This window comes from Pseudomonas sp. TH39(2020), from assembly GCF_016650715.1.
Taxonomy (GTDB): Bacteria; Pseudomonadota; Gammaproteobacteria; order Pseudomonadales; family Pseudomonadaceae; genus Aquipseudomonas; species Aquipseudomonas mandelii_C.
In genome coordinates this window covers 119,744-145,745 of record NZ_JAEKFF010000007.1, presented here as the reverse complement: position 1 = coordinate 145,745, position 26,002 = coordinate 119,744, and the positions used below count along the sequence as shown (strand labels likewise).

Below are 26,002 nucleotides of genomic sequence, written 5' to 3'. Positions count from 1 at the left end.
TAGACAGAACCCCGACTTCGGCCGATGATTTGTCCCGCAAAACCCACTCACTTGCGAGAAATCATCATGAGCAAAAAGCCATCGAAACATGGCCCCAACAAGGCCAAATCCATCATCGCCCAGCCTCTGTTCCGCAGCCGTCAGGAACCAGCCGGCAAGGGCAAAGGCAGCTACCGCCGCGAAGCCTTCCAGTCTAATAGCTGGGAGGCTTCTTACTTTCTGGCGGCCTGAAAGGCAAGCGTTCACGCAACATGTTAAGGTCTGCACCTGATTCGTACTCCCTGGACCCGTGCATGCCCCTTTGTATTTCCCGTCGTTGGCCCCTGCGCCAACTGATCGCTGCCTCCAGCCTCATTTTGCTTGTTGCCTGCGCGGAAAAACCCACCGCAGCCGACGCCAAGCCGCTTCAGACCCTCCCCGTCGCGACAGCCCCTGCGGTCATTCCGCCCGTGGTTCCGACCGGTGAAAACCTCGACATCCAGCCCACCCAGACCTTCGCCGAATGGCAGGCGGGTTTCCGCAAGGACGCTCTGGCCGCCGGTATCCGCGCCGACCTGTTCGACCGCGCCTTCGCCAATGTCAGCCTCGACACCAGCGTGATCCGCGCCGACCGCAGCCAGCCGGAATTCTCCCGCCCGGTGTGGGAATACCTCGACGGCGCCCTTTCGCCGCTGCGGGTACGCAATGGTCAGGCACTGGTCAACCAGTACGCCGACATCCTGCAAAGCATCGAACAGCGCTACGGCGTCGATCGTCAGGCACTGGTCTCGGTGTGGGGCATGGAAAGTAACTTCGGGCAGTTTCAGGGCAACAAGTCAGTGATTAATTCCCTGGCGACCCTGGCCTATGAAGGTCGGCGTCCCGGATTTGCCCACGCACAACTGATCGCCGCCCTGCAGATCCTGCAACAGGGTGATATCGAGCCTGAGAAAATGCTTGGCTCCTGGGCCGGCGCCATGGGCCAGACCCAGTTCATCCCAACCACCTACAACACCCATGCTGTGGACTTCGATGGCGATGGTCGCCGCGATATCTGGGGCAGCCCGGCCGACGCGCTGGCCTCGACGGCGCACTACCTGCAAAGCTCGGGCTGGCAGAAAGGCCAGCCGTGGGGCTTTGAAGTACAGCTACCGGGCAGTTTCAATTACATCCTGGCCGATGGCACGATTCGCAAGAGCGTCGCTGAATGGCTGCAACTGGGCGTCACCCTGCCCAATGGCGGCCAGGTTCCGCCAGGCTCCGAACAGCTGTCAGCCGCCCTGCTGCTGCCGGCCGGTTACCGTGGCCCGGCGTTCCTGGTCCTCGACAACTTCCGCGCGATCCTCAAGTACAACAACTCGTCGTCTTACGCCTTGGCCGTTAGCCTGTTGTCCGAGCGTTTTAACGGTGCCGGCCTGATCAACGGCATGTGGCCCAAAGATGATTTGCCGCTGAGCCGTACCGAGCGGATCGAACTGCAAAGCCTGTTGAGTGCTCAGAACTACGACGCGGGCACCGCCGATGGCATTATCGGCGCCAACACCCGCAAGGCGATCCGCAGCGCCCAGCAGTCGTTTGGCTGGCCGGCGGATGGGTATCCGACGCACAAGTTGCTGGAAGGCCTTCGTAACCGCTGAAAAAGCTTTCGCGAGCAGGCTCGCTCCCGCAGGAGATTTGTGAACAACACAGATCAAATGTGGGAGCGAGCCTGCTCGCGAAGACTGACTATCAGACGACCAAGCTCTACGACTTGATCACCACATCCTGCTCCAACACCAACTCCTTGTTCCCCGCATCCAGCCTCACCAGCGCGCCCATCGGCAACGTCAGGTTCGGATCGCAATGCCCGCTGCGCCAACCGGACAACACCGGTATCCGCAACGGCTCGAAGGTCTGCTTGAGTAAGCGCTCCAACGCAACCGAATCAACCCCCGCCACATCCCCCACCAAAACCCCGCGCAGCTTGTGCAGCGTACCGGCAAGACGTAGATGGGTCAGCAGCCGGTCGATTCGATACAACGGCTCGTTGATGTCCTCGATGAACAGGATGACACCCTCGGCATCTATCTCATACGGCGTACCCATCGTCGCGGCGATCATCGACAGATTGCCCCCCAGCAAGCGCCCGTGAGCGACACCCGGCTCAATCGTCGTCAACGGGTAGGCGACCGGGTGCGGCAGCACGCTGCCCGCCTTCACCTGTCCTCTGAGCATGTTGAAGAATGAAGACTCAGTAGGTTTTTGCTTGTCACCTAGCAGGTCGGCGTTGAGCATCGGGCCATGGAAGGTCACGAAGCCCGCATAACGGCTGATCGCCGAGTGCAGCGCGGTGATGTCGCTGTAGCCGATGAACGGCTTGGCATTGTTGCGCAGCAGTTCAAAGTCGATGCGATCGAGCAACCGTGGCGTACCGTACCCCCCACGCAAGCAAATGACGGCGTCGACCTCACTGTCGGCGAACGCTGCGTGCAGATCATTGAGGCGTACATCATCACTGCCGGCCAGGTAATCGGCTTTCTCATGCACGCCGGGGAAAATCCGCAGTGAATATCCGCGAGCGCGCATCCAGCCGATGGCTTTATCGGTGTCCAGCGCTGCGGGACCGGCGGGCGCAATAACGCCGATCAACCCTTGCGAGGGCAAGGCCGGAACGGGTGCATGAGGACAAAGGGTGTGAGTCGGTCGAACGGTCATCCATGAATCTCCCTGCGTGAATGCGTCAAGCACACAGTAGTCAGGAACGGGGACAAACAGAAGAGGGTCAGTCGCCCCGCAGGTTGCAGGAAAAGACTGTAGTGGCCGTAGACACGGCCAACAAAAACGCCCGCAAGGCTGAAAAGCCTTGCGGGCACTTTGTTACAAGGACGACATCAATTCAGCTTTAACCAGTTTCGCCTGCTCGTCGGCGTGGTACGAGGAACGTACCAGCGGGCCGGAAGCGACGTTCTTGAAGCCCATTTTGTAACCTTCCTCGGCGAACCAGGCGAAGGTATCCGGATGCACAAAACGCTCCACCGGCAAGTGACTGCGCGACGGTTGCAGGTACTGGCCCAGGGTCAGCATGTCGATGTCGTGCTCGCGCATGCGCTTCATGACTTCGATGACTTCTTCGTCGGTCTCGCCCAGGCCCAGCATCAAGCCGGACTTGGTCGGGATGTGCGGCATCATCTGCTTGAAGCGTTGCAGCAGGGTCAGCGACCACTGGTAATCCGACCCTGGACGCGCGGCCTTGTACAGGCGCGGCACGGTTTCCAGGTTGTGGTTGAACACATCCGGCGGCTCGGCAGCGGTGATTTCCAGCGCGACGTCCATGCGGCCACGGTAGTCCGGGACCAGGGTTTCGAGCTGCACGTTCGGCGACAGCTTGCGGATCTCGCGGATGCAGTCGGCAAAGTGCTGGGCACCGCCATCACGCAGGTCGTCGCGGTCAACCGAGGTGATCACCACGTACTTGAGTTTCAGGTCAGCGATGGCGATGGCCAGGCTTTCCGGCTCGTTGACGTCCAGTGGCTTCGGACGACCGTGACCAACGTCGCAGAACGGGCAGCGACGGGTGCAGATGTCACCCATGATCATGAAGGTCGCGGTGCCGCCGGAGAAACATTCGCCCAGGTTCGGGCAGGACGCCTCTTCGCAGACACTGTGCAGCTTGTGTTTGCGCAGCAGGGCCTTGATGCGGTCGACTTCCGGGGAAACCGGGATACGCACGCGAATCCAGTCAGGTTTCTTCGGCAGTTCGGTGGTCGGAATGATCTTCACCGGGATACGTGCAACCTTCTCGGCGCCGCGCAGCTTCACGCCGGCTTCAACCTTGGCACGCGGGGCCGGACGCTCGGTGACATCCAGCGTCGGGATCATGGTTTGCACTGCATCAGTAGTCATATCAGTCGATTCCGCCCGTTAGGGTCGTCTGCTCAGCATAGTCGAGGTGTTTGACGAGCTGCGCGCGCAGCCGGGCACTTACCTCGGCAAATTCAATCGATCCTGCGTGATCGCTCAGCTGGGTCATCGCCAGCCCGGCGTAGCCGCAGGGATTAATCCGTCGAAACGGTTCCAGGTTCATGTCCACATTCAGGGCCAGGCCATGAAAGGAGCAACCGTGGCGGATCCGCAGACCCAGAGAAGCGATTTTCGCCCCATTGACGTAGACACCCGGCGCATCGGGCTTGGCCACGGCAGTAACGCCGTAGCTGGCCAGCAACTCGATCAGGCATTGTTCCATGCGGCTGACCAGGTCACGCACGCCGAAACCCAGCTTGCGCACATCGAGCAACAGGTAGGCCACCAACTGGCCGGGACCGTGATAAGTCACTTGACCACCGCGATCAACCTTTACTACCGGAATATCTCCCGGGAGTAACACGTGCTCAGCCTTGCCGGCCTGCCCCTGGGTGAACACCGGTGGGTGCTCCACCAACCAGATCTCGTCCGCTGCATCGCTGCCGCGTTCGTTGGTGAAGCGTTGCATGGCATGCCAGACCGGCTCGTAAGCCATCTGGCCGAGCTCGCGAAAGCCCACCGTGCCAGACATCACAGCACCATGTGCACGAAACCGGTAGCCCGCAACTCGCTGTTGATGTCGTACAGCTGTTCTTGACCGGTGGCGATGATGTGCAGCTGGATGGTCGTGTACTTGCCGTTGGTGCTCTGACGCTCGGCCAGGGTCTTGTGATCAACGGTCGCGTGTTTCTCAAGGATCGCGATGATCTTGTCCTTGAAGCCCACGCCGGTATCGCCGATCACCTTGATAGGGTAATCCGCGCAGGGGAATTCGATTTTTGGCGCCTTTACATCGTTGTCTGTCATGGCGTAACGGCCTCGTAAGCCGTGGCAACGGACATGGCCCCGTTCCGGATTGGAACAGGGCCATGCAAGTCCACACTAATTCAGTTGAACAAGCCGTAGAAGAATAGACGGATGCTATCCCACATGCGGCGGAAGATACCACCCTCGTCGACCGCGTCCAGAGCGATCAGATCAGCGCTATGCACGACTTTGTCGTCCAGCTTCACGTCGACTTTACCGATTACGTCGCCCTTGGCGATTGGCGCAACCAGTTGCGGGTTCATGGTCATGCTGGCGGCGAGCTTTTTCAGCTGGCCTTTTGGCAGGGTCATGGTCAGGTCTTCAGCCAGGCCGGCCTTGACTTGATTGGTGGTGCCTTTCCAGACAGGAGCCTGAGCCAGTTCGGCGCCTTTCTGATAGAACGTCTGGGTTTCGAAGAAGCGGAAACCGTAGGTCAACAGCTTCTGGGTTTCGGAGGCGCGAGCCACTTCACTGTTGGTGCCGAACACCACAGCGATCAGGCGCATGCCATCACGTACTGCCGAAGACACCATGCAGTAGCCGGCTTCGTCGGTGTGGCCGGTTTTCAGGCCATCGACCGTCTTGTCGCGCCACAGCAGCAGGTTACGGTTAGGTTGCTTGATGCCGTTCCAGAAAAACTCTTTCTGCGAGTAGATCGCGTAGTGAGCCGGGTCTTCGTGGATGATCGCGCGAGCCAGCACCGCCATGTCGTGAGCCGACGAGTAGTGCTCAGGGTTCGGCAGACCGGTCGGGTTCATGAAGTGGCTGTTGGTCATGCCCAGATCGGCCACGGTTTTGTTCATCATGTCAGCGAAGGCATCTTCGCTGCCGGCGATGTGCTCGGAGAGCGCAACGCTGGCGTCGTTACCCGACTGAATGATGATGCCGTGCAGCAGATCGCTGACAGTGACTTGCGAGCCGACCTTGATGAACATCCGCGAACCGCCGGTACGCCAGGCGTTTTCGCTGACGGTCACCGGGTCGTTTTCGCCGATCTGGCCACGACGGATTTCCAGGGTCGCGATGTACGCGGTCATCAGCTTGGTCAGGCTGGCCGGAGGCAGACGCTGGTCACCGTTGTTCTCCACCAGCACGTTGCCGCTGCTGGCGTCCATGAGGACATAGGCTTTGGCGGCCAGTTGCGGTGGCGACGGCATCATCTCGACCGCGAAAGCGGCAGGCGAGAGGAGCAGCGGGACTAGCAGACACAGGCGTTTGGCAAAGGTGGTGATGTTCATCCGTCTCTCGAAATCGCTAATGGAAACTGCCCTAAGGGGCAAAACTAATCAGACAGCTTTCTAACGAGCTGTCGCGTGTTCAGCTGTTCACTCAGAACCCTTGCCGGGCTTTTGTTCTTTAACGAGCCAACAACCAGGTCCACCCCCCAAACCGCAAGCGAACCGTCAATCAAGTACTACGTATTACTCGGCAGTGACCAGGCTCGGCGAACCGAGATTGGCCAGGCGCACACTGTTCTGCACTTGCTGGATTTCACCCGGCGAGCCGATCGGCCCCAGGCGCACCCGATGCAGCGTCTGTTGATTGCGCACGATCGAACTGATGAACACCGGAGCGCTCACCATCCCGCTGAGCTTCGATCTCAGGAGTTCTGCAGCGTCCGGGTTGGCGAACGCGCCCACCTGCAGATACTGGCCAGAGGCTGGTACAGAAGCGTTTTTTTTTGCACTGATCGGCACAGGCACGGTGTCCGAAGCGTGTTGCTGCGGCGGTGGCGTCCATTGCTCGACCGTCCCCGCCGAAGCGGTAATCGTCGGCGCGGCATTTTGCGCTACTTGAGGCTCATTGAGCATCAAAGGCGCCGGACGGCCTTTCGCGGCCCACCACTGTTGTGGATCGATACCTTCAACCTTGACCCGCGCGGTGCCGATTTCGGCGTAGCCCAGTTTCTTGGCGGCGGCATAGGACAAGTCGATGATGCGGTCCGAGTAGAACGGCCCACGGTCGTTGACTCGCAAAACCACGCTCTTGTTGTTGTCCAGGTTGGTCACCCGAACGTAACTTGGCAGCGGTAAGGTCTTATGCGCGGCACTCATGCCGTACAGGTCATAGACTTCGCCGTTGGCGGTGTTCTGGCCGTGGAACTTGGTGCCGTACCAAGACGCCGTGCCCGAGGCGACGTAGGTCTTGGAGTCTTGCAGCGGGAAGTAGGTCTTGCCCAGCACGGTGTACGGGTTGGCTTTATAAGGACCGCTGTGCAGGGTCGGCGTGGCATCCGGGATACGCGAAACATCCACGTCCCACCACGGCGCGCCATCTTTGTGCGCGCGATTGATGTCCAGGCCTGGCGTTGCGCGCACGGCGGTAGAAGACTTTGGGGTCGGCGAACGGCTGGTCGAACAACTGGCGAGCAGCACCGCCAACGCGGCGAATGCCATCAGCTTCAGGGGTTTATTCATAGGCAATGCCCGCATTACTTGACGCCCCGTGCTTGGACCAGCTGTTCAGACAGTTGATGTACGGCCATGGCGTACATCACGCTGCGGTTATAACGCGTGATCGCGTAAAAATTGTTCAGGCCCATCCAGTATTCGGGGCCATTGTCACCTTCCAGGCGGAAAGCCGTGACCGGCATATCATCGCGCAGCGCATCATGACTTGACCACCCCAGCGCCCGCAACTCCCCGACGGTTTTAGTCGGTTCGATGCCCGTGGTCAAACCTTCGTCCACCTGATCGCCACGCACATCGGCGCGGCTGACCACCGGTTCGCCGGCTACCCAGCCGTGACGCTTGAAATAACTGGCGACGCTGCCAATGGCATCGTCCGGATTGGTCCAGATATTAATGTGGCCGTCACCGTCGAAGTCCACCGCATAGGCGCGAAAACTGCTCGGCATGAACTGCGGCAAGCCCATGGCCCCGGCATACGAGCCCTTGAGGGTCAACGGATCGACCTGCTCTTCCCGGGCCAGCAACAGGAACTCACGCAATTCCTTGCGGAAAAATTCGGCACGGGGAGGATAGTCGAAACCCAGGGTCGACAAGGCGTCGATTACCCGAAAATTGCCGGTATTACGACCAAAAAAGGTCTCAACGCCGATGATCGAAACAATAACCTGCGCCGGCACACCGTATTCCTGCTCGGCACGGGCCAGTACCGCCTCGTGCTGACGCCAGAAGTCCACACCACGGGCGATGCGCGCGTCGGTGATGAACATCGGGCGATACTCGCTCCACTGCTTGACCCGTTCGGCCGGTTTCGAGATCGCGTCCAGAATCGACTGCTTGCGCTCGGCTTCGCGGAACACGCCCATTAGCTGTTCACCGGCAAAACCGTAGTCGCGGGTCATTTCACCGACGAATTCGGCCACCTGGGGTGAACCTTCGTAATCGCCGGCCAACGCTTCCTGCGCTGTGCCAAGGATGCTTACCAGGCCGACCCATGGCGCATATCGAGTCGCCCAGCCACGCATTACTTGCATTGAAATCTTCACCTTATTCAAACCTGAGCGATCCACTTACGATGGGTATGGATCGACATCAAAACCCCAAACGCTGACAGCAGCGTCACCAGCGAAGTTCCTCCGTAGCTAATGAACGGCAACGGCACCCCCACAACCGGCAACAGGCCACTGACCATACCGATGTTGACGAAAACGTAAACAAAAAACGTCATGGTCAGGCTGCCCGCGAGCAATTTGCCGAACAATGTCTGGGCCTGAGCGGTAATCACCAGTCCGCGGCCGATCAACAGCAGGTAAATCAGCAGCAGTGCGCAGATACCCACCAGGCCGAATTCTTCGCCCATGACCGCAATAATGAAGTCGGTGTGGCTTTCCGGCAGGAAGTCCAGGTGCGACTGGGTGCCGAGCAACCAGCCCTTGCCGAACACACCGCCGGAACCGATGGCGGCTTTCGATTGAATGATGTTCCAGCCAGTGCCCAACGGATCGCTTTCGGGATCGAGGAAGGTCAGGATTCGCTGCTTCTGGTAGTCGTGCATGATGAAGTACCACATGCCGACCGCCACCGGCACAGCCGCGGCTATCACGCTGAGAATCCAGCGCCAGCGCAGGCCGCCCATGAACAGAACGAACGCGCCACCGGCGAGGATCAGCAGCGAAGTGCCGAGGTCAGGCTGGCGCACGATCAGGATAAACGGCAAGCCGATCAGAAACAGACTGACGCCCACATGCTTGAGTTGCGGCGGCAAGGTGCGCTTGGACAAGTACCAGGCGATGGTCGCGGGCATCAGAATCTTCATGAATTCCGAGGGCTGGAAGCGGATCACCCCGGGAATGTTGATCCAGCGCGTGGCGCCCATGGCGTTGTGGCCCATGACGTCCACCACCACCAGCAACAGCACACCGATCACATAGCCGACTGGCACCCAACGGGCCATGAACCGCGGTTCGAACTGCGCAATGACGATCATCGATACCAGGCCGATGCCGAACGAAGTGGCTTGCTTGGCCAGCAGATCCCAGCTTTTGCCGCTGGCCGAATACAGCACGAACAGGCTGCCGGCAGCGAGGGTCAGCAGCAGGATCAGCAACGGGCCATCAATGTGCATGCGTTGCAACAGCGTTGCGCGGCGACGCATCACATCCTCGCTGGAGAGGATGCGATCAAAATTACTCTTCACGGGCCGTAGCCTCCGCACTGATAGGGCTGGCGTATTCGGCCTTCAACCGACCGTCCTGGTCCAGAAGCCAGGCGTCCATGATTTGACGCACCACGGGCGCTGCAACGCCGGAACCGGACTCGCCGTTCTCGACCATCACCGACACCACGATTTGCGGGTTGTCGGCGGGTGCGAAGCCGACGAACAAGGCGTGGTCGCGATGGCGCTCCTGAACCTTGGAGCGGTCGTACTTCTCACCCTGCTTGATCGCGACTACCTGAGCCGTACCACTTTTGCCCGCGATGCGGTATTGCGAACCGATCGCCGCTTTGCGTGCCGTACCCCGGGCACCGTGCATCACCTGTTGCATGCCGTGGTTGACCTTGGTCCAGTCGGACGGGTCACGCAGGATGATGTCCGGCATCGGGTTTTCATCCTTCGGCCGCTCGCCTTCGACAGTCTTGGCCAGGTGCGGACGGTTCCAGACACCCTTGTTCGCGACCAGCGCGGTGGCCTGGGCCAGTTGCAAGGGCGTTGATTGCATGTAGCCCTGACCAATCCCGAGAATCAGCGTTTCGCCCGGGAACCAGGCCTGACGCCGGGTTGCACGTTTCCATTCACGTGTAGGCATCAGCCCCGGCGACTCTTCGAACATGTCCAGCGAAACCTTCTGGCCGATGCCGAACTTGCTCATGTACGCCGACAAGCGATCGATTCCCAGTTTGTGGGCCAGGTCGTAGAAGTAGGTGTCGTTGGACCGCATGATCGCCGTGTCCAGATCGACGTAGCCGTCACCGGTACGGTTCCAGTTACGGTATTTGTGATCGTAGTTGGGCAACTGGTAATAGCCGGGGTCATACACCCGACTCGACGCGTTCACAACGCCAGAATCCAGGCCGGCAATTGCCACGGCAGGTTTGATGGTCGAGCCCGGCGGGTACAGGCCGCGCAGCACGCGGTTGAACAGTGGCCGGTCGATGGAATCGCGCAGCTCGGAATAGGCCTTGAAACTGATGCCGGTGACGAACAGGTTCGGGTCAAAACTCGGCTGACTGACCATCGCCAGGACTTCGCCGGTTTTCGGGTCCAGCGCCACCACGGCGCCACGGCGACCGCCGAGTGCAGCTTCGGCGGCTTCCTGCAGTTTGATGTCCAGGCTCAGGACGATGTCCTTGCCGGAAATCGGTTCGGTACGTTTGAGCACCCGCAGTACGCGGCCACGGGCGTTGGTCTCGACTTCTTCGTAACCGACCTGACCGTGCAATTCCGGCTCGTAGAAGCGCTCGATGCCGGTTTTGCCAATTTGATGGGTGCCGCTATAACTCACCGGGTCCAGAGACTTGAGCTCTTTCTCGTTGATCCGCCCCATGTAGCCCACCGAGTGCGCAAAGTGCGCGCCCTGCGGATAGTGACGAACCAGCTGCGCGACCACTTCCACGCCCGGCAGACGGAACTGGTTCACCGCGATGCGGGCGATCTGTTCTTCGGTCAGCTCAAACAGGATCGGCACCGGCTCAAACGGCCGACGCCCCTGACGCATGCGTTTCTCGAAGATCACCCGATCCTCGGGCGTCAGCTCCAGCACTTCGACAATGACGTCGAGCACTTGCTGCCAGTCGCCGGAGCGTTCGCGGGTCATGCTCAGGCTGAAGCTGGGCCGGTTATCCGCCACCACCACGCCATTGCGATCGAAGATCAAGCCCCGAGTCGGCGGAATCGGCTGAACATGGACGCGGTTGTTTTCCGACAGGGTCGAGTGGTACTCGTACTGGATCACCTGAAGGAAATACAGCCGCGCGATCAGCACACCGATCAGCGTCACGACCGCAATTGCCCCGAACACGACGCGGCCACGCACCAGACGGGCGTCTTTTTCGTGGTCCTTGATGCGGATCGGCTGGGGCATGAGGGCAGAACTACTTGTGGTAAGGGTGGCCGGACAAGACTGTCCAGGCACGATACAGCTGTTCGCCGATCAGGATTCGCACCAGCGGGTGCGGCAACGTCAATGGCGAGAGCGACCAGCGCTGATCGGCTCGGGCACAGACTTCCGGCGCCAGCCCTTCGGGGCCGCCGACCATGAAATTCACCGTGCGCGAGTCCAGCCGCCAGCGATCGAGCTCGACCGCCAGTTGCTCGGTGCTCCAAGGCTTGCCGTGGACTTCGAGGGTCACAACGCGCTCGTTCGGCCCGACCTTGGCCAGCATGGCTTCGCCTTCCTGACGGATGAAGCGCGCCACGTCGGCGTTCTTGCCACGGGTGTTGAGCGGTATTTCCACCAGTTCCAGCGCCAGCTCGGACGGAAGACGCTTGGCATATTCATGCCAGCCTTCTTCCACCCACTTGGGCATGCGTGAACCGACGGCGATCAGTCGCAGTCGCACAGCGGTCCCTTATTGCTGGTCTTTGTTGAGCTTGACGAAGTGCTCATGGGTGTTTTCCGGGCTGTGGTGAGCCGCGTTCAGAGCACGGCTCTGTTCCGCACCGGACCACAGGCGCTCCAGGTCGTAAAACTGACGAGCCGAAGCGGTCATCATGTGCACGATGACATCATCCATATCCAGCAGGACCCAGTCGCTGTCGCCCTTGCCTTCTTCACCCAGCGGCTTGACGCCCTGGGCTTTGACCGCCTCGCGGACCTTATCCAGCATCGCGCCGATCTGGCGGTTGGACGTACCGGTAGCGATGATCATGAAGTCAGTGATGCTCTGCTTTTCACGAACGTCGATCACCTGAATGTCCTGGCCCTTGACGTCTTCCAGGGCCGCTACGGCAACCTTGACCAGCTCTTCGCCGCGCAGCTCAGGGCCGGTTGGAACTTCTACTGGCAGCGGGGCGCTCTTGAACGTGCCTTTGCGCTTTACTTTAGTTACGTCTTTGTCAGTCATATAAAACTCGTTTTGCTCGTATGTTCGGGCGCTTCGGTACACGCGTTCACGTGTTTTGAAGCGCTCCCTTTTTCAGTTCGACGCACGGTAGAGACCGTGCGCATCGATGTAGGCCAGGACCGCGTCGGGCACCAGGAAACGTACCGACTTACCGCTGGCCAGCAGTTGACGGATCTGGGTGGCGGATACCGCGAGCGGTGTCTGCCAGACGAATGCAATCTGTCCGCTCGGCCCTATGAGGGCCAGCGGGTCACTCACCGAGCGTGCCGCCAACAGATTGCGCAAGGCATCCGGCGGTTCGCTGTCGGCATCCGGGCGTTGCAGCACCAGGATGTGGCAATGCTGGAGCAACTCTTCCCAGCGGTGCCAAGTGGGCAGGCCGCAAAATGCGTCCCAGCCCAAAAGTAGAAAAACCTGGTCTTCAGCGGCCAGTTCGGCACGCATCAGTTCCAGGGTGTCAATGGTGTAGGACGGTTTGTCCCGCTGCAATTCGCGGGCGTCCACCACCAGCGGCGCCACACCGGCCACCGCGCACTCGACCATCGCCAGACGGTCTTTCGCCGATACCTGCGGCGTACCGCGATGAGGCGGTCTGGCACTGGGTGTCAGACGCAGCTCATCGAGCGCCAGCGATTCGGCGACTTCCAGCGCACTGCGCAAATGGCCGATGTGCACCGGGTCGAAGGTTCCGCCCAGCATGCCAATGCGTCGAGGCGCTGGCTCGCTGGCGGTTACCGGGGCTGACAGGTCGAGGTCGCCCAAGTCAGACCGACGCCTGGCCGCGCAACTGGCCATCACCGACCACGATGTACTTCTCGCAGGTCAGACCTTCGAGGCCCACCGGGCCGCGGGCGTGCAGCTTATCAGTAGAAATGCCAATCTCGGCACCCAATCCGTATTCGAAGCCATCGGCGAAGCACGTCGGGGTGTTGATCATTACCGACGATGAATCGACTTCCGCGACGAAACGCCGGGTGTCAGCAAGGTTTTCGCTGACAATCGAATCGGTGTGATGGGAGCCGTACTTATTAATGTGTTCGATGGCCTGGTCCAGCCCGTCGACCACGCGGATCGAAAGAATCGGCGCCAGGTACTCGGTGTTCCAGTCTTCTTCGCTGGCGGCAACAGCCTCGATGATCGCCCGGGTGCGTTCGCAGCCGCGCAGCTCGACGCCTTTTTCGCGGAACTGTGCAGCCATCGACGGCAGGAAATCCTTGGCGACCGATTGGTCCACCAGCAGGGTTTCCATGGCGCCGCAGATACCATAGCGGTAAGTCTTGGCGTTGAACGCGATGCGCTGGGCTTTCGGCAGGTCGGCGTGAGCACTCACGTAAACGTGACAGATGCCATCCAGATGCTTGATGACCGGCACGCGGGCGTCACGACTCACGCGCTCGATCAGGCCACGACCGCCACGGGGCACGATAACGTCGACGTATTCAGGCATGGTGATCAGTGCGCCAACGGCGGCACGGTCAGTGGTTTCGACCACTTGCACCACGGCGGCAGGCAAATCGGCTTCGGCCAGACCGCGCTGGATGCAGGCGGCAATGGCACGATTGGAATGAATCGCTTCGGAGCCGCCACGCAGGATGGTTGCGTTGCCAGACTTCAGGCACAGGCTGGCGGCATCGATGGTCACGTTCGGCCGGGATTCGTAGATGATCCCGATCACGCCCAACGGCACGCGCATCTTGCCGACCTGAATGCCTGACGGCCGAAAGCTCATGTCGCGGATCGCGCCGACCGGGTCCGGTAGAGCCGCCACCTGACGCAAACCGACGATCATGCCGTCGATGCGTTCCGGGGTCAGCGCCAGACGCTCAAGCAATGCAGGCTCAAGACCATTGGCGCGGCCAGCGGCCAAATCCAGTTCATTGGCAGCCGTCAGCTCGGCGCGTGCGGCGTCCAACGCATTGGCAGCAGCCTGCAAGGCGCGGTTTTTCTGCGCGGTGCTGGCACGGCCGATGACGCGAGAAGCTTCGCGGGCAGCGCGACCCAATCGGGTCATGTAGTCAAGAACGGACTCAGTCATGGTCTGGAGTGGTCTTTGCTAAGGTCTTGGTAAAGAGTAAAGCGGCAGATTATAGCTGTCGCGTCCCGGGACTAACAGCGGTGACGGGCGGATGGTCGAAATCGAGGGCAATTTGCCGACGTTCAGCCGTGATTAAGCTGCAAATTGTTATCATCGCGACTCAATCAGCCTTGATAAACGCCGTTCATCATGACCAACCTGACTGTTCGCACATCCGCGACGAGCCTGCCCAAGGGGCTCGCGGATGAATTTTTCGACAGAGATGCCCAAACGCTGGCCCGGGAATTACTCGGCAAAGTCATCCGTCACCGGGTCGGCGACCTGTGGCTCAGCGCCCGGATCATCGAGACCGAAGCCTATTACTGCGAAGAAAAAGGCAGCCACGCCTCCCTCGGCTACACAGAAAAACGTAAGGCTTTGTTTCTGGATGGCGGCCACATCTATATGTACTACGCCCGTGGCGGCGACTCCCTGAACTTCAGCGCTCAGGGGCCGGGCAATGCGGTGCTGATCAAATCCGCCTATCCGTGGGTCGACGACTTGAGCGGGCCGGCGAGCCTGGCGCAGATGCTGTTGAACAATCCCGACGCCCAGGGTCGCCCTCGCCCCTCGCAAAAGCTTTGCGCCGGACAGACTTTGCTCTGCAAAGCGTTGGGCCTGAAGGTGCCGGTCTGGGACGCCAAGCGCTTCGACCATGAAGTGCTGCTGGTGGAAGATGTCGGCCCGGCGCCCGCTCACATCATACAAACCACGCGTTTGGGCATTCCCCACGGCCGCGATGAGCATTTAATGTACCGTTTCATCGATGCGGCTTACGCGCCGTATTGCACGCGCAACCCGCTGCGGCGGGGGCAGATCGAAGGTCGCGATTATTTTTTGCTGACCTGAACAATGAAAATCCCCCTGTGGGAGCGAGCCTGCTCGCGAAAGCGGACTGATAGTCGAGGCAGATGTCGCCTGACACTCCGCTTTCGCGAGCAGGCTCGCTCCCACAAGGGTTCTGTTGTGTTTTACAGATTGCGTTCGTCCCATGGGACTAGTGAATATCAGAGGGAGTTGTTTTTATGGGCCCATGGCTCGATAGCGTGACCGGCTGGTTGACGGTCAACCCGCAATGGCTGGCCGCGGCGGTGTTCATAGTGGCCTTTGTGGAATGCCTGGCGATTGCCGGGTTGATCGTACCCGGCACGGTGCTGCTGTTCGCCGTGGCGGTACTGGCCGGCAGTGGCGCGCTGTCGTTGGGTGAAACGCTGCTGCTGGGGTTTCTCGCCGGTGTGCTGGGGGACATCGTTTCGTACTTCATCGGACGACATTTCCATCAGAACATCCGGCGCCTGCCGGGGCTGCGCCATCATCCGGAATGGATCGCCGGGGCCGAAGCATATTTCCAGCGTTACGGCATCGCCAGCCTGCTGGTCGGGCGCTTCATCGGTCCGCTGCGACCGATGTTGCCGATGGTCGCCGGGATGTTCGACATGCCCTTCCCGCGCTTCGCCGCCGTCAGCCTGCTGGCCGCCGCTGGTTGGAGCGTCGCGTACCTGCTGCCCGGCTGGGCCACGGGGGCGGCAATTCGCTTGCCGTTACCGGAGGGATTCTGGCCTGAGGCCGGCATCGTCGCCGGCAGCATCGCCCTCATGGTGGGCTTGAGCATCACCAGCAGCATGCGCCGTCATCGCAAAGCGACGATGCTGATTACTGGAATGAGCTTCCTGATTTTGGCCGGTCTGTTTATCGGCTACCCGCACCTGGCCGCCCTCGATCAGGGCGTGATGACCCTGGTCCAGGAGCACCGCAGCCCGCTGCTCGATGAGGTGGCGGTGACGTTCACGTTGATCGGCGAGTTCCGCAACATGCTGGTGTTCAGCGCCCTGCTGACGGGTTTGCTGTTGCTCACCCGGCAATGGCGCCAGGCGATTTTCGCCGGTAGCACCCTGCTGTGCACCGCGCTGGGCAACACCGTGACCAAACACTTTTTCGCCCGCGTACGACCGGAAGTGTTGAGCGATCCTCTGACCAGCTACAGCATGCCCAGCGGCCACGCCTCGGGCTCTTTTGCGCTGTTTCTGACACTGGCCGTGCTGGCCGGCCGCGGACAACCGCCGCGCATGCGCCTGACCTGGCTGCTATTGGGTTGCTTGCCCGCACTGGCGATTGCCCTGTCGCGGGTGTACCTGGGCGCGCACTGGCCAACGGATGTGCTGGCCGGCGCGATGCTGGCGGCGTGCGTGTGTGCGGCGAGCTTGTGGCTGAATCAGCGCCCGGCGCCGCTAAACGCCATGCCACCGAAGGTCTGGTGGCTGGTGCTGCCGGCGATGGTAGCGCTGTTCGGGTTCTTTGCGTTGCGGCACTTACCGCATGCGATGTTGCGGTATGCCTACTGATCAGGCAAACAACTCACCCTGCAACTCATCCAGCAGCGCCTGAATCGCATCCAGTCGCTGCTGCGGATCATCGAGTTGCAGCAGGTCGATCTTGTCCACTTCGGCAAACGGCAACAGGTACGCCAACTGATTGGCCAACGACTGCTGCCCGGTTGCTTCGGTACCCATGTTCAATGCTTCGACCATCGGGTGTTCGGCCAAGGCTTTGAGCAGCGCAACCAGGTCGGCGTCCTCGTCCTGTAGCGGTTGCTCAGGCTCGTCTTCCAGCCACTCGACCTCGGCGACGGTCAGTTGATCGCGCTGAATCTCGGTGCGCAACACGTGGAAACGCCGTCCGCCCTGCACCCGAATCCCCAGCAAGCCATTGTCCTGCTGTTTGAAATCAGTGATCAGCGCCTCGCACCCGACCAGCGCGTAGCCCGCCGGGGCGATGCCGACTTCTTCGCCGTCGAGGATGCACACCACGCCGAAGCCGCCGCCCTGTTTCATGCAGCGACTGATCATGTCCAGGTAGCGTGCCTCGAAGATCTGCAAATCGAGAATGCAACCCGGAAACAACACCGTATTCAGCGGAAAAAGCGGCAAGCTCATAGACATTTCCTTACACCACCATTGACACCGCCAACGGCAGGAAAACTGCCGTGGCCACGCCCATCAGACTCATCGCCAGCGCCGCGAAGGCGCCACATTCTTCATTTTCCTGCATTGCCACCGCCGTGCCGACCGCATGGGCGGTCATGCCCAGTGCCATACCGCGCGCCTCAGGGCTGTGTACACCCAGCCGGGTCAAAAGACTCGGTCCGAAGATCGCCCCGATCACCCCGGTAATCAACACGAACACTGCCGCCAGCGCCGCAACACCACCGATCTGCTCTGCCACCAGCATGGCAATCGGCGAAGTCACCGACTTCGGCGCCATGGTCATCAGGATCATGTGTTCGGCACCAAACGACCAGCCCAGCAATACACCCATGCCGGTGGCGACGACGCCACCTATCACCAGCGTAGTAAATATCGGCCAGAACAACTGCCGAATGCGTCGCAGATTGAGGTACAGCGGCACAGCCAGCGCCACGGTCGCAGGCCCGAGCAGGATGCTGAGGATCTCGGTGCTCTTGCGGTACTCGGCATAGGTCAGGCCGCAACCCACCAGTACACCGATCACCAGCAGCATCGAGACCAGCACCGGCTGCAGAAAGATCCAGCGGGTTTTCTCGAACGCCGCCAGCACCAGCTGATAAGCCCCCAGCGTAATACCGATGCCAAACAACGGATGATGAATCACCGACGCCCAGGCGCCGTTCCAGTCGAAGATCATTGGCCATCCTCACGATGAGCGTGACGCTTGACCATGCGCTGCATCAGCACGCCGGCGAAGGCCAGGGACAGCAACAGTGACAACACCAGCGCGCCGACGATGGCCCAGAAATCCGCGGCAATGTCTTTGGCGTAAACCATCACACCCACGGCGGGCGGCACCAGCAACAACGGCAGGTAACGCAGCAGACTGCTGGCCGCGAGGTTCAGCGGTTCGCCGACCTGGCCACGACTGATCAGGAACACCAGCAGTAACAGCAGGCCAACAATCGGTCCCGGCAGTATCGGTAAAAACAAATGGTTGATGGCTGTGCCCAGCAATTGGAACAGCACCAGCCAGGTCAGGCCACGTAACAACATCCGTCTTCTCCCGCCAATATCATCCCGCACAAGCGGGCCGAGCATTATAAGCACGCCAACGCTATAGACCGGCATTCGCCAAAATCATGGTCAGTTGACCGGAGCCATTTGCCATGTTGATCTAAAGTGGTAATCCGGGAGGTCAAATCCCCCCACCTCAAAACTATAAAACCGATGAACCCAAGGAGAGTCTCAATGCCCTATGTTCCAGTTGCAGAGCTCAAAGATTATGTCGGCAAGGAACTCGGACGTTCCGAATGGCTCACCATCGATCAGGAGCGCATCAACCTGTTCGCCGAAGCCACAGGGGATTATCAGTTCATCCACGTCGACCCGGTCAAAGCCGCGCAAACGCCATTTGGCAGCACCATTGCACACGGTTTCCTGTCGCTGTCGCTGATCCCCAAACTGATGGAAGACATCCTGATCCTCCCTGAAGGGGCGAAGATGGTGGTCAACTACGGCCTGGATACCGTGCGTTTCATCCAGCCAGTGAAGGTCAATTCCAGGGTACGACTCAAGGTCGACATGAACGAAGTCATCGAGAAAAAGCCCGGCCAATGGCTACTCAAAGCCACCGCCACGCTTGAGATCGAAGGCTCGGATAAACCGGCCTACATCGCCGAGCCACTGTCCCTCTGCTTCGTGTAACCCATCCCGGATGCGAAGCAGCTCGCGCTGTTTCGCGCCCTCTTCTGTTTCCTGGCTATATAAGGTCAAACAGCTGCGGCATACTCGGTCGCCTAATTGCCCGGATCCCGCTATGCGCCCACTTGCACTCCTCGCTCTGACCCTATTGCTCACCGCTTGCGGCGACGGCGAATCGCTGTTGCCCCCCGACGCCCGGTTGCCGGACGGCGGACGCTATCGCGGTGAACTGGTCAACGGATTGCTGCAAGGCCAGGGCCGTATCGATTACCCGAACGGCAGCTGGTACGCCGGCGATTTCGACAAGGGCCAATGGCATGGCCAGGGCGAATGGCACGGCAGTAACGGCGAAGTCTATCGCGGGGGATTCAATCTAGGGCTGTTCGACGGCAAGGGCACACTGACCACCAGCGGCAGCAGCTTCACCGGCAGTTTCAAAGCCGGTCGACGGGACGGCGAAGGCACCCTCAAAGAAAACGGTATGACCTACCGCGGTGAATTCAAGGCCGATCAATATTCAGGGCTCGGTCGTCTCGAACTCGAAGACGGCAGCTCGTATCAGGGCCAGTTCGCCCACGGCAAACCCAACGGCGAAGGCCAACGTGGCGACGCCAGCGGCAATCAGTTCACCGGGCACTTCGTCGACGGTCAACTTGAAGGCAACGGGACTTTCAACAGCGCCGAGGGCGATATCTATGTCGGCGGCTTCAAGAACAACCAACTGCACGGCAAGGGCCGCTACGAGAACGCCGACGGTGATGTCTGGCTCGGCCAATTCAAGGAAGGATCGCTGAACGGCAAGGGCGAGTTGATCGGCGCCGACGGCAGCCATTACATCGGCCAGTTCAGTGACTGGCGCTTCACCGGCCAAGGTCGATTGAACCTGTCCGACGGCAGCTTCTACATTGGTCAATTCGACAGTGACAGTTACTCGGGGCACGGCACCCTGGTGCTGACTGACGGCACGGTGCAAAGCGGTACGTGGATCAATGGCCAGCGTGTTCGCGATGCCGATGGCAAGCTGCTGCCGGACAGCCTGGAACTCGGTTTGCTGGCCCAGGGCCGTTTGCTCAACGATGCACTGTCCAGCGTGCCGGCTTCGACCCCGGCGGTCGAGTTGTACACCCTGACACTCGGCGGTGACGGCAAGCAAAGCGTGTTCCTGCGCGAATCCGATTACGTCAGCAACATGTTCAGCAGCCGCTTTGGTGCGTTTGGCCAGATCCGCCTGGTGAACCATCGCGACCACCTCGTCGACCGGCCGATGGCCACCCGGGAAAACCTGCGCCGCGCCGCCGCCACCCTGGCCGAACGCAGTGGCCCGGAAGACTTGATCTTCATCTACATGACCAGCCACGGCACCAGCGAACACGAACTGGTGCTCGACCAGCCGCGCATGGAACTGTCCGATCTGCCGGCCGACGAACTCGCCGCGGTTCTCTCTCCGCTGAAAAACCGCGACAAGATCATCGTGATTTCGTCCTGCTACTCCGGTGGTTTCATTCCGGCGCTCAAGGATGAACGCACCCTGATCATGACCGCCGCGCGCGCTGACCGCGTGTCCTTCGGTTGCTCGGAAGAAGCCAACTTCACCTACTTCGGCGATGCGCTGTTCGCCCAGGCACTGAACCAGACCGACGACCTGGAGCAAGCCTTCAAACTGGCCAAGGCCACCGTCGCCGAACGCGAGCTGGCGGACAGCTTCGAAGCCTCTGAACCGCAGATCTGGGCGCCCAAAACCGTTCTCTCTCACTGGCAGCTGTTACGCAAACAGCAGGCACGAAAAGCACTACAAAGTGTCTCTATCAGCAACAAGGATGCAAAGAGCAACTAAGCTGAATAGTATCAAGGGGGAAACACTATGTACTTGACGCCTCAGCACGTACTGCTTGCCGGAGCTACCGGGTTGACCGGTGAACATTTACTTGATCGCCTGCTCAATGAACCCACGATCTCACGAGTATTGGCGCCCTCACGCCGGCCATTGGCCGAGCATCCCCATCTGGAAAACCCGGTCGGTGACCCTGCGGTGTTTCTGCCGCAATTGAATGGCCGCGTCGACATCGCCTACTGCTGCCTTGGCACTACCATCAAACAGGCCGGCTCGGAACAAGCGTTTCGCGCGGTGGACCTGGACATGGTGGTAGCGTTCGCCAAACGTGCCCGAGAGATGGGCGCACGGCACCTGATCGTGATCAGTGCCCTGGGGGCCGATCGAAGATCCTCGATTTTCTACAACAAGGTCAAAGGTGAGATGGAACACGCATTGCGCGCGCAGGACTGGCCGCAACTGACTATTTGCCGCCCTTCGCTGCTGCTGGGCGATCGCCTTGAGCCGCGTCCGGCCGAGCAATTCGCCGGGCCGTTGTCCCGCTTGATCCCCGGCAAATACCGCGGCATCGAAGCCTGCCAACTGGCCCGCGCCATGTGGCGACTGGCGCTGGAAGAGCAGGATGGGGTGCGGATTGTTGAGTCGGATGAGTTGCGCAAGCTAGGTAAATAATTCTGCGGCGCCTGAAGTGACGCCTGCTCGCGAAGGGCGCGACACCGATTTAATGCCGAACGCTACAACCCGCCCGTCGCCTGAAAACTTACCCCGATCACCGTAAGCACCGACAGCGGCAACAGCAGCGTGTCAAGCAACGCACTGGCCGGCAGGTCGACGCCGGGGTAGCTCGGGGCTTCGGCGCCGAAGCGGTCCATGGCGCAGCAGCCGCCGTTCATGGCATACAAATCCAGACGTGTCCCCGAATACACCACCGGAGCCCCGGGCTTGGCGGCATCAAGCGTTCGCGCCGTGGCGCAACCAGCCAATTGCAGCGCCAGCACAATCGCCAGCAGTTTATTCATCGCTGGTCAGATGGTGTTCGCCCCAACGCGGCAGCATGTCCTGGGGAATGTTCAGCAGATTGAGAATTCGCGCCACGACAAAATCGATCAAGTCGTCGATGGTTTGCGGCTGATGATAAAAACCGGGCGACGCCGGCAAAATCGTCACGCCCATGTTCGACAACTTGAGCATGTTCTCCAGATGGATGCTCGAATACGGCGCCTCACGCGGCACCAGAATCAGCTGACGACGCTCCTTCAAGGTGACGTCGGCAGCACGCTCGATCAGGTTGTTGCAGGCTCCCGTCGCGATGGCCGACAAGGTCCCCGTGGAACACGGCACCACCACCATCGCTGCCGGCGCGCCTGAGCCCGAAGCCACTGGCGACATCCAGTCTTCCTTGCCATACACCCGAATCTGTCCGGCGGCAGCACCGGTGTATTCGGTCAGGAAAGCCTGCATCATCTGGGTTTTCGGCGGCAACGTAACATCAGTCTCGGTGGCCATCACCAGTTGCGCAGCCTTGGAGATCATGAAGTGCACCTCGCGGTCTTCACGAATCAGGCAGTCAAGCAGGCGCAAACCATATTGGGCGCCCGAAGCGCCGGTCATCGCCAGCGTGATGCGTTCCGGGCCGTTGTTCATTGCAGCGCCTCGGCGAGTTTCCCGTGCAGGCCGCCGAAGCCGCCGTTGCTCATGATTACCACGTGAGTACCGGGCTGGGCCTGGCTCTTCACGCGCTCGATGATGCCTTCCAGCGAATCACTGACGATCGACGGCACCGTACACAACGCAGCAGTAGCCCCCAGATCCCAACCGAGGTTGGCCGGCGCGTACCAGATCACCTGATCGGCATCGACCACGCTCTCCGGCAAGCCGTCGCGGTGAGCACCGAGCTTCATGGAGTTGGAGCGCGGCTCGATGATCGCAATCAACGGTGCATCGCCGATGCGCTTGCGCAGACCGTCGAGGGTCGTCGCAATTGCCGTCGGGTGGTGAGCGAAGTCGTCATAGATGGTGATGCCGCGAACGTCGGCGACTTTCTCCATCCGGCGCTTGACGCTTTTGAATGCGCTCAACGCAGCGATGCCCATGGACGGCACAACACCGACGTGGCGCGCCGCAGCCAACGTGGCCAACGCGTTGGCGACGTTGTGTTGGCCGGTCATGTCCCACTCGACCACACCTTGAGCGACACCTTCGAACATCACTTCAAATTTCGAACCGTCTTCGCTGAGCAGTTTGACCTGCCACTGACCGCCGGCACCGGTGGTTTGCACCGGGGTCCAGCAACCCATCTCGATCACACGCAGCAACGCAGGCTCGGTGGTTGGATGGATCACCAGGCCTTCGCTCGGGATGGTCCGCACCAAATGGTGGAATTGCCGCTCGATGGCTGGCAGATCGGGGAAGATGTCGGCGTGATCGTATTCCAGATTGTTCAGGATCGCCGTGCGCGGGCGGTAATGAACGAACTTGGAGCGCTTGTCGAAGAACGCGCTGTCGTACTCGTCGGCTTCGATCACGAAGAACGGTGTGTCACCCAAGCGGGCGGACACCGAGAAGTTTTGCGGCACGCCGCCGATCAGGAAACCCGGGCTCATGCCCGCGTGTTCCAGCACCCAGGCGAGCATGCTGCTGGTGGTGGTTTTGCCGTGGGTACCGGCGACGGCCAGCACCCAGCGACCTTGCAGCACGTGATCCGCCAGCCATTGCGGGCCGGAGACGTACGGCAGGCCTTTGTTCAGCACGTATTCGACAGCCGGGTTGCCGCGGGACATGGCATTGCCGATCACCACCAGATCCGGTGCCGGATCGAGCTGCGCCGGGTCATAGCCTTGGGTCAACTCAATGCCCTGAGCCTCAAGCTGAGTGCTCATCGGCGGATAGACGTTGGCATCGGAGCCCGTCACATGATGGCCCAGCTCTTTGGCCAGAACCGCCATCGAACCCATGAAAGTGCCGCAGATACCAAGAATATGAATGTGCATTAGTCGACCTCGTAAAACATGGCCGCAGGTTAGCGTAGGGTGGGAAAATTCGCACTCTTTAGGTGAAGGCTTAAGATCCACCCCTCACCCCAACCCTCTCCCCAGAGGGGAGAGGGGGAAAGGGAGCCGATCTTGGTGATGTTCAAAACCTGAGCTCGACTCGGAGTTTCAGGTCGCCGTATCCCGACCAAACACCTCGGTCAGTCCCCTCTCCCTACGGGCGGTCCGACGTTTCGGGAGGGTTAGGGTGAGGGCTGGATCTATCGGTCTACCGCTCAATTCCATGTTTACGCAATTTTCTATAAAGGGTGTTACGACTGACACCCAACTGTTCAGCCGTGTGAGTCATATGCCAGCGCGTCTGTTCCAGCGCATTCAGCAACGCCAACCGCTCAGCGTCATCCAGCGGATGCTCCGACGGCTCTTCAACGGCAACAAGCGGAACCGGTCGAGCCTGACGAATCATCACCGGCAAATCTTCCAGCCCGATCCGCCCACCGTCACACAACGCAGCTAACGTGCGCAGCACATTGCGCAACTGCCGCACGTTCCCCGGCCAGGCGAAGGCCAGCAACGCCTGGCGTGCCGGACCGTCGATCAATACGGTTTCCCCGCCCGCCTCTTCGGCCAGTAAAAAGTCGAGCAACTGAGACTTATCACAGCGATCACGCAGCGCCGGCAGTGCAACTTCCAGCCCGTTGAGCCGGTAATACAAATCCTCGCGGAAGCTGCCATCCTGCACCCGCTCCAGCAGATTGCGGTGAGTGGCGCTGATGATCCGTACGTTGACCGACTCCGGCTCGCCGCCGATCGGCACTACCTGACGATCCTCCAGCACCCTTAATAGCCGGGTCTGCAAAGCCAGGGGCATGTCGCCGATTTCATCGAGGAACAGAGTCCCGCCATCGGCCTGCTGCAACTTGCCGCGCATGCCTTCCTTACGCGCACCGGTAAAGCTGCCGCCGCGATAGCCAAACAGTTCGCTCTCGATCAGGCTTTCGGGGATGGCTGCGCAGTTGAGGGCGACGAAGGCTTTTTCTGCTCGCTGGCTGGCCTGATGGACGGCTTTGGCAAACGCTTCTTTGCCGGATCCGGTTTCGCCGTTGATCAGTAGCGGTACGTCCCGCTCGAACACGCGCAAGGATTTGCGGAAGTCTTCCTGCAACCCCGTGTCGCCCAGACAAATGCCCGATAAGCGCGAAGGTTCGGCGATCACCGCACTTTGAATCACCGGCACCGGAATGCTGCGTGGCTGCCCGCGCAACACCGCAAACAGGCTCCGTCCGTCGCGCGTGCGCAACGGCCAACTGGCGCTGGCATTGACGCTGGCGCGGCCGAGCAATTCATCCAGCGAGCAATCGAAAAACGCCTCCACCGGCTTGCCCAGCAACCCACCGCGAATATGCCCCAGCAGGTTCAGCGCACTCTGGTTGACCGCGCTGATCCGCCCTTCCCCGTCAAACGCCAGCAACCCTTCGCTGAACAGCCCAACGGATTCGGCCTGAAGATGAAAACGCAGCAACCACTGATTGTCGAAGTAGCGCAGGAAATAGCAGCTTTCGATCATCTTCGCCGAAAGATTGACCAGGGCCATGGTGTGGAATTGGCTCTGACGCGAGACCTCGTGACGCGCCGAGGACACGTCGAGCACCGCCAGCAGTTCGCCATGCGGGTCGAACACTGGGCTCGCCGAGCAGGTCAGGCCGGTGTGACGGCCGCGAAAGTGCTCGTCCTGGTGGATGGTCAGCGACTGACGTTCCACCAGACAGGTGCCAATGCCGTTGGTGCCTTCGCAGGCTTCGCTCCAGTCAGCACCGAGCCAGAGGCCGGCGCGTTCGAAAATCTTCCGCTCGGCAGGCGCGGTGACGCAATTGAGGATCACGCCGCGGGCGTCGGTCAGCAGGACCGCGTGGCCGGCGCCGGAGAGTTGCTGATGAAGGCTGGTCATTTCGCTGCCGGCGATGTGCAGCACCTGCTGCAAGCGCTCGCGGCTTTCCAGGACGCGGCCATGTTCCAGCACCGTCGGGGCCATGGTCAGGGCCGGGTCGAGGTGATAGTCCTCAAGACAGCGCAGCCAGGAACGGGCGATCGACGGGTCGCTGCCGGGGCCGTGCAGGTGGGATTTTCCCTGAGTAACGGTCAGGACCTGCTGGGCATGGCGACTCAAATGGTTGTCGTGCATT

General features: G+C 60.5%; 27 protein-coding genes. 7 read left to right on the top strand and 20 right to left on the bottom strand.

Going from position 1 to position 26,002, the window contains the following annotated elements:
• The first annotated feature begins 66 nt into the window (after positions 1–66).
• Together arfA and JFU47_RS21035 are read left to right on the top strand one after the other, a co-directional pair.
• Positions 67–231 carry an alternative ribosome rescue factor ArfA gene (gene arfA, locus JFU47_RS21040; RefSeq protein WP_056744572.1) on the top strand — a complete coding sequence of 55 codons (165 nt, stop codon included), beginning with the start codon at positions 67–69 and terminating at the stop codon, positions 229–231.
• A gap of 62 nt (positions 232–293) precedes the next feature.
• Positions 294–1,616 carry a lytic murein transglycosylase gene (locus JFU47_RS21035; protein WP_201185416.1) on the top strand — a complete coding sequence of 441 codons (1,323 nt, stop codon included), beginning with the start codon at positions 294–296 and terminating at the stop codon, positions 1,614–1,616.
• A 106-nt stretch (positions 1,617–1,722) separates the two neighbouring features.
• On the opposite strand, the gene JFU47_RS21030 is transcribed toward JFU47_RS21035, so the two are convergent.
• The 13 genes from JFU47_RS21030 to JFU47_RS20970 all read right to left on the bottom strand — a co-directional run bounded on the left by JFU47_RS21030 (position 1,723) and on the right by JFU47_RS20970 (position 14,292).
• The gene (locus JFU47_RS21030; protein WP_201185414.1) at positions 1,723–2,673 is read right to left on the bottom strand and encodes a S66 peptidase family protein; all 951 of its coding nucleotides are present in this window, start codon (positions 2,671–2,673) and stop codon (positions 1,723–1,725) included.
• A gap of 162 nt (positions 2,674–2,835) precedes the next feature.
• Positions 2,836–3,861 carry a lipoyl synthase gene (lipA, locus tag JFU47_RS21025; protein WP_010467371.1) on the bottom strand — a complete coding sequence of 342 codons (1,026 nt, stop codon included), beginning with the start codon at positions 3,859–3,861 and terminating at the stop codon, positions 2,836–2,838.
• Between the two features lies 1 nt (position 3,862).
• Positions 3,863–4,510, bottom strand: coding sequence for a lipoyl(octanoyl) transferase LipB (gene lipB, locus JFU47_RS21020; protein ID WP_140680885.1), 648 nt, complete (start codon positions 4,508–4,510; stop codon positions 3,863–3,865).
• Positions 4,510–4,785, bottom strand: coding sequence for a DUF493 domain-containing protein (locus tag JFU47_RS21015; protein WP_123367698.1), 276 nt, complete (start codon positions 4,783–4,785; stop codon positions 4,510–4,512). The genes lipB and JFU47_RS21015 overlap by 1 nt, the downstream gene beginning before the upstream one ends.
• Before the next feature lie 80 nt (positions 4,786–4,865).
• Positions 4,866–6,023: a D-alanyl-D-alanine carboxypeptidase family protein gene (locus JFU47_RS21010; RefSeq protein WP_140680883.1), complete on the bottom strand. Its 1,158-nt coding sequence runs from the start codon at positions 6,021–6,023 to the stop codon at positions 4,866–4,868.
• Positions 6,024–6,206: 183 nt separating this feature from the next.
• A complete protein-coding gene (locus JFU47_RS21005; RefSeq protein WP_140893729.1) occupies positions 6,207–7,217 on the bottom strand; it encodes a septal ring lytic transglycosylase RlpA family protein in 1,011 nt (336 codons plus the stop codon).
• A complete protein-coding gene (gene mltB / locus JFU47_RS21000) occupies positions 7,217–8,227 on the bottom strand; it encodes a lytic murein transglycosylase B (RefSeq protein WP_140680879.1) in 1,011 nt (336 codons plus the stop codon). The genes JFU47_RS21005 and mltB overlap by 1 nt, the downstream gene beginning before the upstream one ends.
• 17 nt (positions 8,228–8,244) lie before the next feature.
• Positions 8,245–9,348, bottom strand: coding sequence for a rod shape-determining protein RodA (gene rodA, locus JFU47_RS20995; protein WP_161990844.1), 1,104 nt, complete (start codon positions 9,346–9,348; stop codon positions 8,245–8,247).
• Between the two features lie 31 nt (positions 9,349–9,379).
• Positions 9,380–11,275 carry a penicillin-binding protein 2 gene (gene mrdA, locus JFU47_RS20990; protein ID WP_140680877.1) on the bottom strand — a complete coding sequence of 632 codons (1,896 nt, stop codon included), beginning with the start codon at positions 11,273–11,275 and terminating at the stop codon, positions 9,380–9,382.
• Between the two features lie 10 nt (positions 11,276–11,285).
• A complete protein-coding gene (gene rlmH, locus JFU47_RS20985; RefSeq protein WP_007937439.1) occupies positions 11,286–11,753 on the bottom strand; it encodes a 23S rRNA (pseudouridine(1915)-N(3))-methyltransferase RlmH in 468 nt (155 codons plus the stop codon).
• Between the two features lie 9 nt (positions 11,754–11,762).
• Positions 11,763–12,257, bottom strand: a complete 495-nt coding sequence (rsfS, locus tag JFU47_RS20980) for a ribosome silencing factor (protein ID WP_008152812.1) — start codon at positions 12,255–12,257, stop codon at positions 11,763–11,765.
• Between the two features lie 72 nt (positions 12,258–12,329).
• On the bottom strand, positions 12,330–13,019 hold the full coding sequence (gene nadD / locus JFU47_RS20975; RefSeq protein ID WP_274610001.1) for a nicotinate-nucleotide adenylyltransferase: 690 nt from the start codon (positions 13,017–13,019) through the stop codon (positions 12,330–12,332).
• A 1-nt stretch (position 13,020) separates the two neighbouring features.
• The gene (locus JFU47_RS20970) at positions 13,021–14,292 is read right to left on the bottom strand and encodes a glutamate-5-semialdehyde dehydrogenase (protein ID WP_123367691.1); all 1,272 of its coding nucleotides are present in this window, start codon (positions 14,290–14,292) and stop codon (positions 13,021–13,023) included.
• Positions 14,293–14,481: 189 nt separating this feature from the next.
• On the opposite strand from JFU47_RS20970, the gene JFU47_RS20965 reads away from it, so the two are divergent.
• Both JFU47_RS20965 and JFU47_RS20960 read left to right on the top strand, forming a co-directional pair.
• Positions 14,482–15,180, top strand: a complete 699-nt coding sequence (locus JFU47_RS20965; protein WP_201185412.1) for a DNA-3-methyladenine glycosylase — start codon at positions 14,482–14,484, stop codon at positions 15,178–15,180.
• Between the two features lie 176 nt (positions 15,181–15,356).
• The gene (locus JFU47_RS20960) at positions 15,357–16,673 is read left to right on the top strand and encodes a bifunctional DedA family/phosphatase PAP2 family protein (protein ID WP_123367689.1); all 1,317 of its coding nucleotides are present in this window, start codon (positions 15,357–15,359) and stop codon (positions 16,671–16,673) included.
• Here JFU47_RS20960 and JFU47_RS20955 read toward each other — a convergent pair whose 3' ends face one another.
• Genes JFU47_RS20955 through JFU47_RS20945 form a run of 3 tightly spaced genes read right to left on the bottom strand, consistent with a single transcriptional unit; the run spans position 16,674 to position 18,350 of the window.
• Positions 16,674–17,264: an LON peptidase substrate-binding domain-containing protein gene (locus tag JFU47_RS20955; RefSeq protein ID WP_008152802.1), complete on the bottom strand. Its 591-nt coding sequence runs from the start codon at positions 17,262–17,264 to the stop codon at positions 16,674–16,676.
• Between the two features lie 10 nt (positions 17,265–17,274).
• Positions 17,275–17,991, bottom strand: coding sequence for an LrgB family protein (locus JFU47_RS20950; RefSeq protein WP_201185410.1), 717 nt, complete (start codon positions 17,989–17,991; stop codon positions 17,275–17,277).
• Positions 17,988–18,350 (bottom strand): CidA/LrgA family protein, encoded by a 363-nt coding sequence (locus tag JFU47_RS20945; protein WP_201185408.1) that lies wholly within the window; start codon positions 18,348–18,350, stop codon positions 17,988–17,990. The genes JFU47_RS20950 and JFU47_RS20945 overlap by 4 nt, the downstream gene beginning before the upstream one ends.
• A gap of 195 nt (positions 18,351–18,545) precedes the next feature.
• Here JFU47_RS20945 and JFU47_RS20940 point away from each other — a divergent pair, with 195 nt between their 5' ends.
• From JFU47_RS20940 to JFU47_RS20930, 3 genes are all read left to right on the top strand, one after another.
• On the top strand, positions 18,546–19,001 hold the full coding sequence (locus JFU47_RS20940) for a MaoC family dehydratase (protein WP_123367685.1): 456 nt from the start codon (positions 18,546–18,548) through the stop codon (positions 18,999–19,001).
• A 112-nt stretch (positions 19,002–19,113) separates the two neighbouring features.
• Complete coding sequence (locus tag JFU47_RS20935) at positions 19,114–20,832, top strand: C13 family peptidase (protein ID WP_201185406.1); 1,719 nt, start codon at positions 19,114–19,116, stop codon at positions 20,830–20,832.
• Positions 20,833–20,859: 27 nt separating this feature from the next.
• Entirely contained in the window at positions 20,860–21,501 is a 642-nt protein-coding gene (locus tag JFU47_RS20930) for an oxidoreductase (protein ID WP_123367683.1), read from the top strand.
• Between the two features lie 62 nt (positions 21,502–21,563).
• On the opposite strand, the gene JFU47_RS20925 is transcribed toward JFU47_RS20930, so the two are convergent.
• The 4 genes from JFU47_RS20925 to JFU47_RS20910 all read right to left on the bottom strand — a co-directional run bounded on the left by JFU47_RS20925 (position 21,564) and on the right by JFU47_RS20910 (position 26,001).
• Positions 21,564–21,848: a YceK/YidQ family lipoprotein gene (locus JFU47_RS20925; protein WP_046055560.1), complete on the bottom strand. Its 285-nt coding sequence runs from the start codon at positions 21,846–21,848 to the stop codon at positions 21,564–21,566.
• Positions 21,841–22,473: a flavin prenyltransferase UbiX gene (gene ubiX, locus JFU47_RS20920; protein WP_046048695.1), complete on the bottom strand. Its 633-nt coding sequence runs from the start codon at positions 22,471–22,473 to the stop codon at positions 21,841–21,843. The genes JFU47_RS20925 and ubiX overlap by 8 nt, the downstream gene beginning before the upstream one ends.
• Positions 22,470–23,819: a UDP-N-acetylmuramate:L-alanyl-gamma-D-glutamyl-meso-diaminopimelate ligase gene (mpl, locus tag JFU47_RS20915; RefSeq protein WP_201185404.1), complete on the bottom strand. Its 1,350-nt coding sequence runs from the start codon at positions 23,817–23,819 to the stop codon at positions 22,470–22,472. Before mpl ends, ubiX begins: the two co-directional genes overlap by 4 nt.
• 268 nt (positions 23,820–24,087) lie before the next feature.
• Positions 24,088–26,001: a sigma-54-dependent Fis family transcriptional regulator gene (locus JFU47_RS20910; RefSeq protein WP_201185402.1), complete on the bottom strand. Its 1,914-nt coding sequence runs from the start codon at positions 25,999–26,001 to the stop codon at positions 24,088–24,090.
• Position 26,002 lies beyond the last annotated feature (1 nt).

Excerpts from the sequence above, each read along its gene's own strand:
- JFU47_RS20940 (WP_123367685.1), top strand. The coding sequence starts at position 18,546 with ATGCCCTATGTTCCAGTTGCAGAGCTCAAAGATTATGTCGGCAAGGAA.
- mpl (WP_201185404.1), bottom strand. The coding sequence starts at position 23,819 with ATGCACATTCATATTCTTGGTATCTGCGGCACTTTCATGGGTTCGATG.
- rodA (WP_161990844.1), bottom strand. The coding sequence starts at position 9,348 with ATGCGTCGCCGCGCAACGCTGTTGCAACGCATGCACATTGATGGCCCG.
- JFU47_RS21030 (WP_201185414.1), bottom strand. The coding sequence starts at position 2,673 with ATGACCGTTCGACCGACTCACACCCTTTGTCCTCATGCACCCGTTCCG.
- JFU47_RS20945 (WP_201185408.1), bottom strand. The coding sequence starts at position 18,350 with ATGTTGTTACGTGGCCTGACCTGGCTGGTGCTGTTCCAATTGCTGGGC.
- JFU47_RS20935 (WP_201185406.1), top strand. The coding sequence starts at position 19,114 with ATGCGCCCACTTGCACTCCTCGCTCTGACCCTATTGCTCACCGCTTGC.
- JFU47_RS20925 (WP_046055560.1), bottom strand. The coding sequence starts at position 21,848 with ATGAATAAACTGCTGGCGATTGTGCTGGCGCTGCAATTGGCTGGTTGC.
- JFU47_RS20960 (WP_123367689.1), top strand. The coding sequence starts at position 15,357 with ATGGGCCCATGGCTCGATAGCGTGACCGGCTGGTTGACGGTCAACCCG.
- rsfS (WP_008152812.1), bottom strand. The coding sequence starts at position 12,257 with ATGACTGACAAAGACGTAACTAAAGTAAAGCGCAAAGGCACGTTCAAG.
- lipA (WP_010467371.1), bottom strand. The coding sequence starts at position 3,861 with ATGACTACTGATGCAGTGCAAACCATGATCCCGACGCTGGATGTCACC.
- JFU47_RS21010 (WP_140680883.1), bottom strand. The coding sequence starts at position 6,023 with ATGAACATCACCACCTTTGCCAAACGCCTGTGTCTGCTAGTCCCGCTG.
- JFU47_RS20930 (WP_123367683.1), top strand. The coding sequence starts at position 20,860 with ATGTACTTGACGCCTCAGCACGTACTGCTTGCCGGAGCTACCGGGTTG.
- arfA (WP_056744572.1), top strand. The coding sequence starts at position 67 with ATGAGCAAAAAGCCATCGAAACATGGCCCCAACAAGGCCAAATCCATC.
- JFU47_RS20910 (WP_201185402.1), bottom strand. The coding sequence starts at position 26,001 with ATGCACGACAACCATTTGAGTCGCCATGCCCAGCAGGTCCTGACCGTT.
- JFU47_RS21035 (WP_201185416.1), top strand. The coding sequence starts at position 294 with ATGCCCCTTTGTATTTCCCGTCGTTGGCCCCTGCGCCAACTGATCGCT.
- JFU47_RS21015 (WP_123367698.1), bottom strand. The coding sequence starts at position 4,785 with ATGACAGACAACGATGTAAAGGCGCCAAAAATCGAATTCCCCTGCGCG.
- JFU47_RS21005 (WP_140893729.1), bottom strand. The coding sequence starts at position 7,217 with ATGCGGGCATTGCCTATGAATAAACCCCTGAAGCTGATGGCATTCGCC.
- JFU47_RS20965 (WP_201185412.1), top strand. The coding sequence starts at position 14,482 with ATGACCAACCTGACTGTTCGCACATCCGCGACGAGCCTGCCCAAGGGG.
- JFU47_RS20970 (WP_123367691.1), bottom strand. The coding sequence starts at position 14,292 with ATGACTGAGTCCGTTCTTGACTACATGACCCGATTGGGTCGCGCTGCC.
- JFU47_RS20950 (WP_201185410.1), bottom strand. The coding sequence starts at position 17,991 with ATGATCTTCGACTGGAACGGCGCCTGGGCGTCGGTGATTCATCATCCG.
- JFU47_RS20955 (WP_008152802.1), bottom strand. The coding sequence starts at position 17,264 with ATGAGCTTGCCGCTTTTTCCGCTGAATACGGTGTTGTTTCCGGGTTGC.
- mrdA (WP_140680877.1), bottom strand. The coding sequence starts at position 11,275 with ATGCCCCAGCCGATCCGCATCAAGGACCACGAAAAAGACGCCCGTCTG.
- lipB (WP_140680885.1), bottom strand. The coding sequence starts at position 4,510 with ATGTCTGGCACGGTGGGCTTTCGCGAGCTCGGCCAGATGGCTTACGAG.
- mltB (WP_140680879.1), bottom strand. The coding sequence starts at position 8,227 with ATGCAAGTAATGCGTGGCTGGGCGACTCGATATGCGCCATGGGTCGGC.
- ubiX (WP_046048695.1), bottom strand. The coding sequence starts at position 22,473 with ATGAACAACGGCCCGGAACGCATCACGCTGGCGATGACCGGCGCTTCG.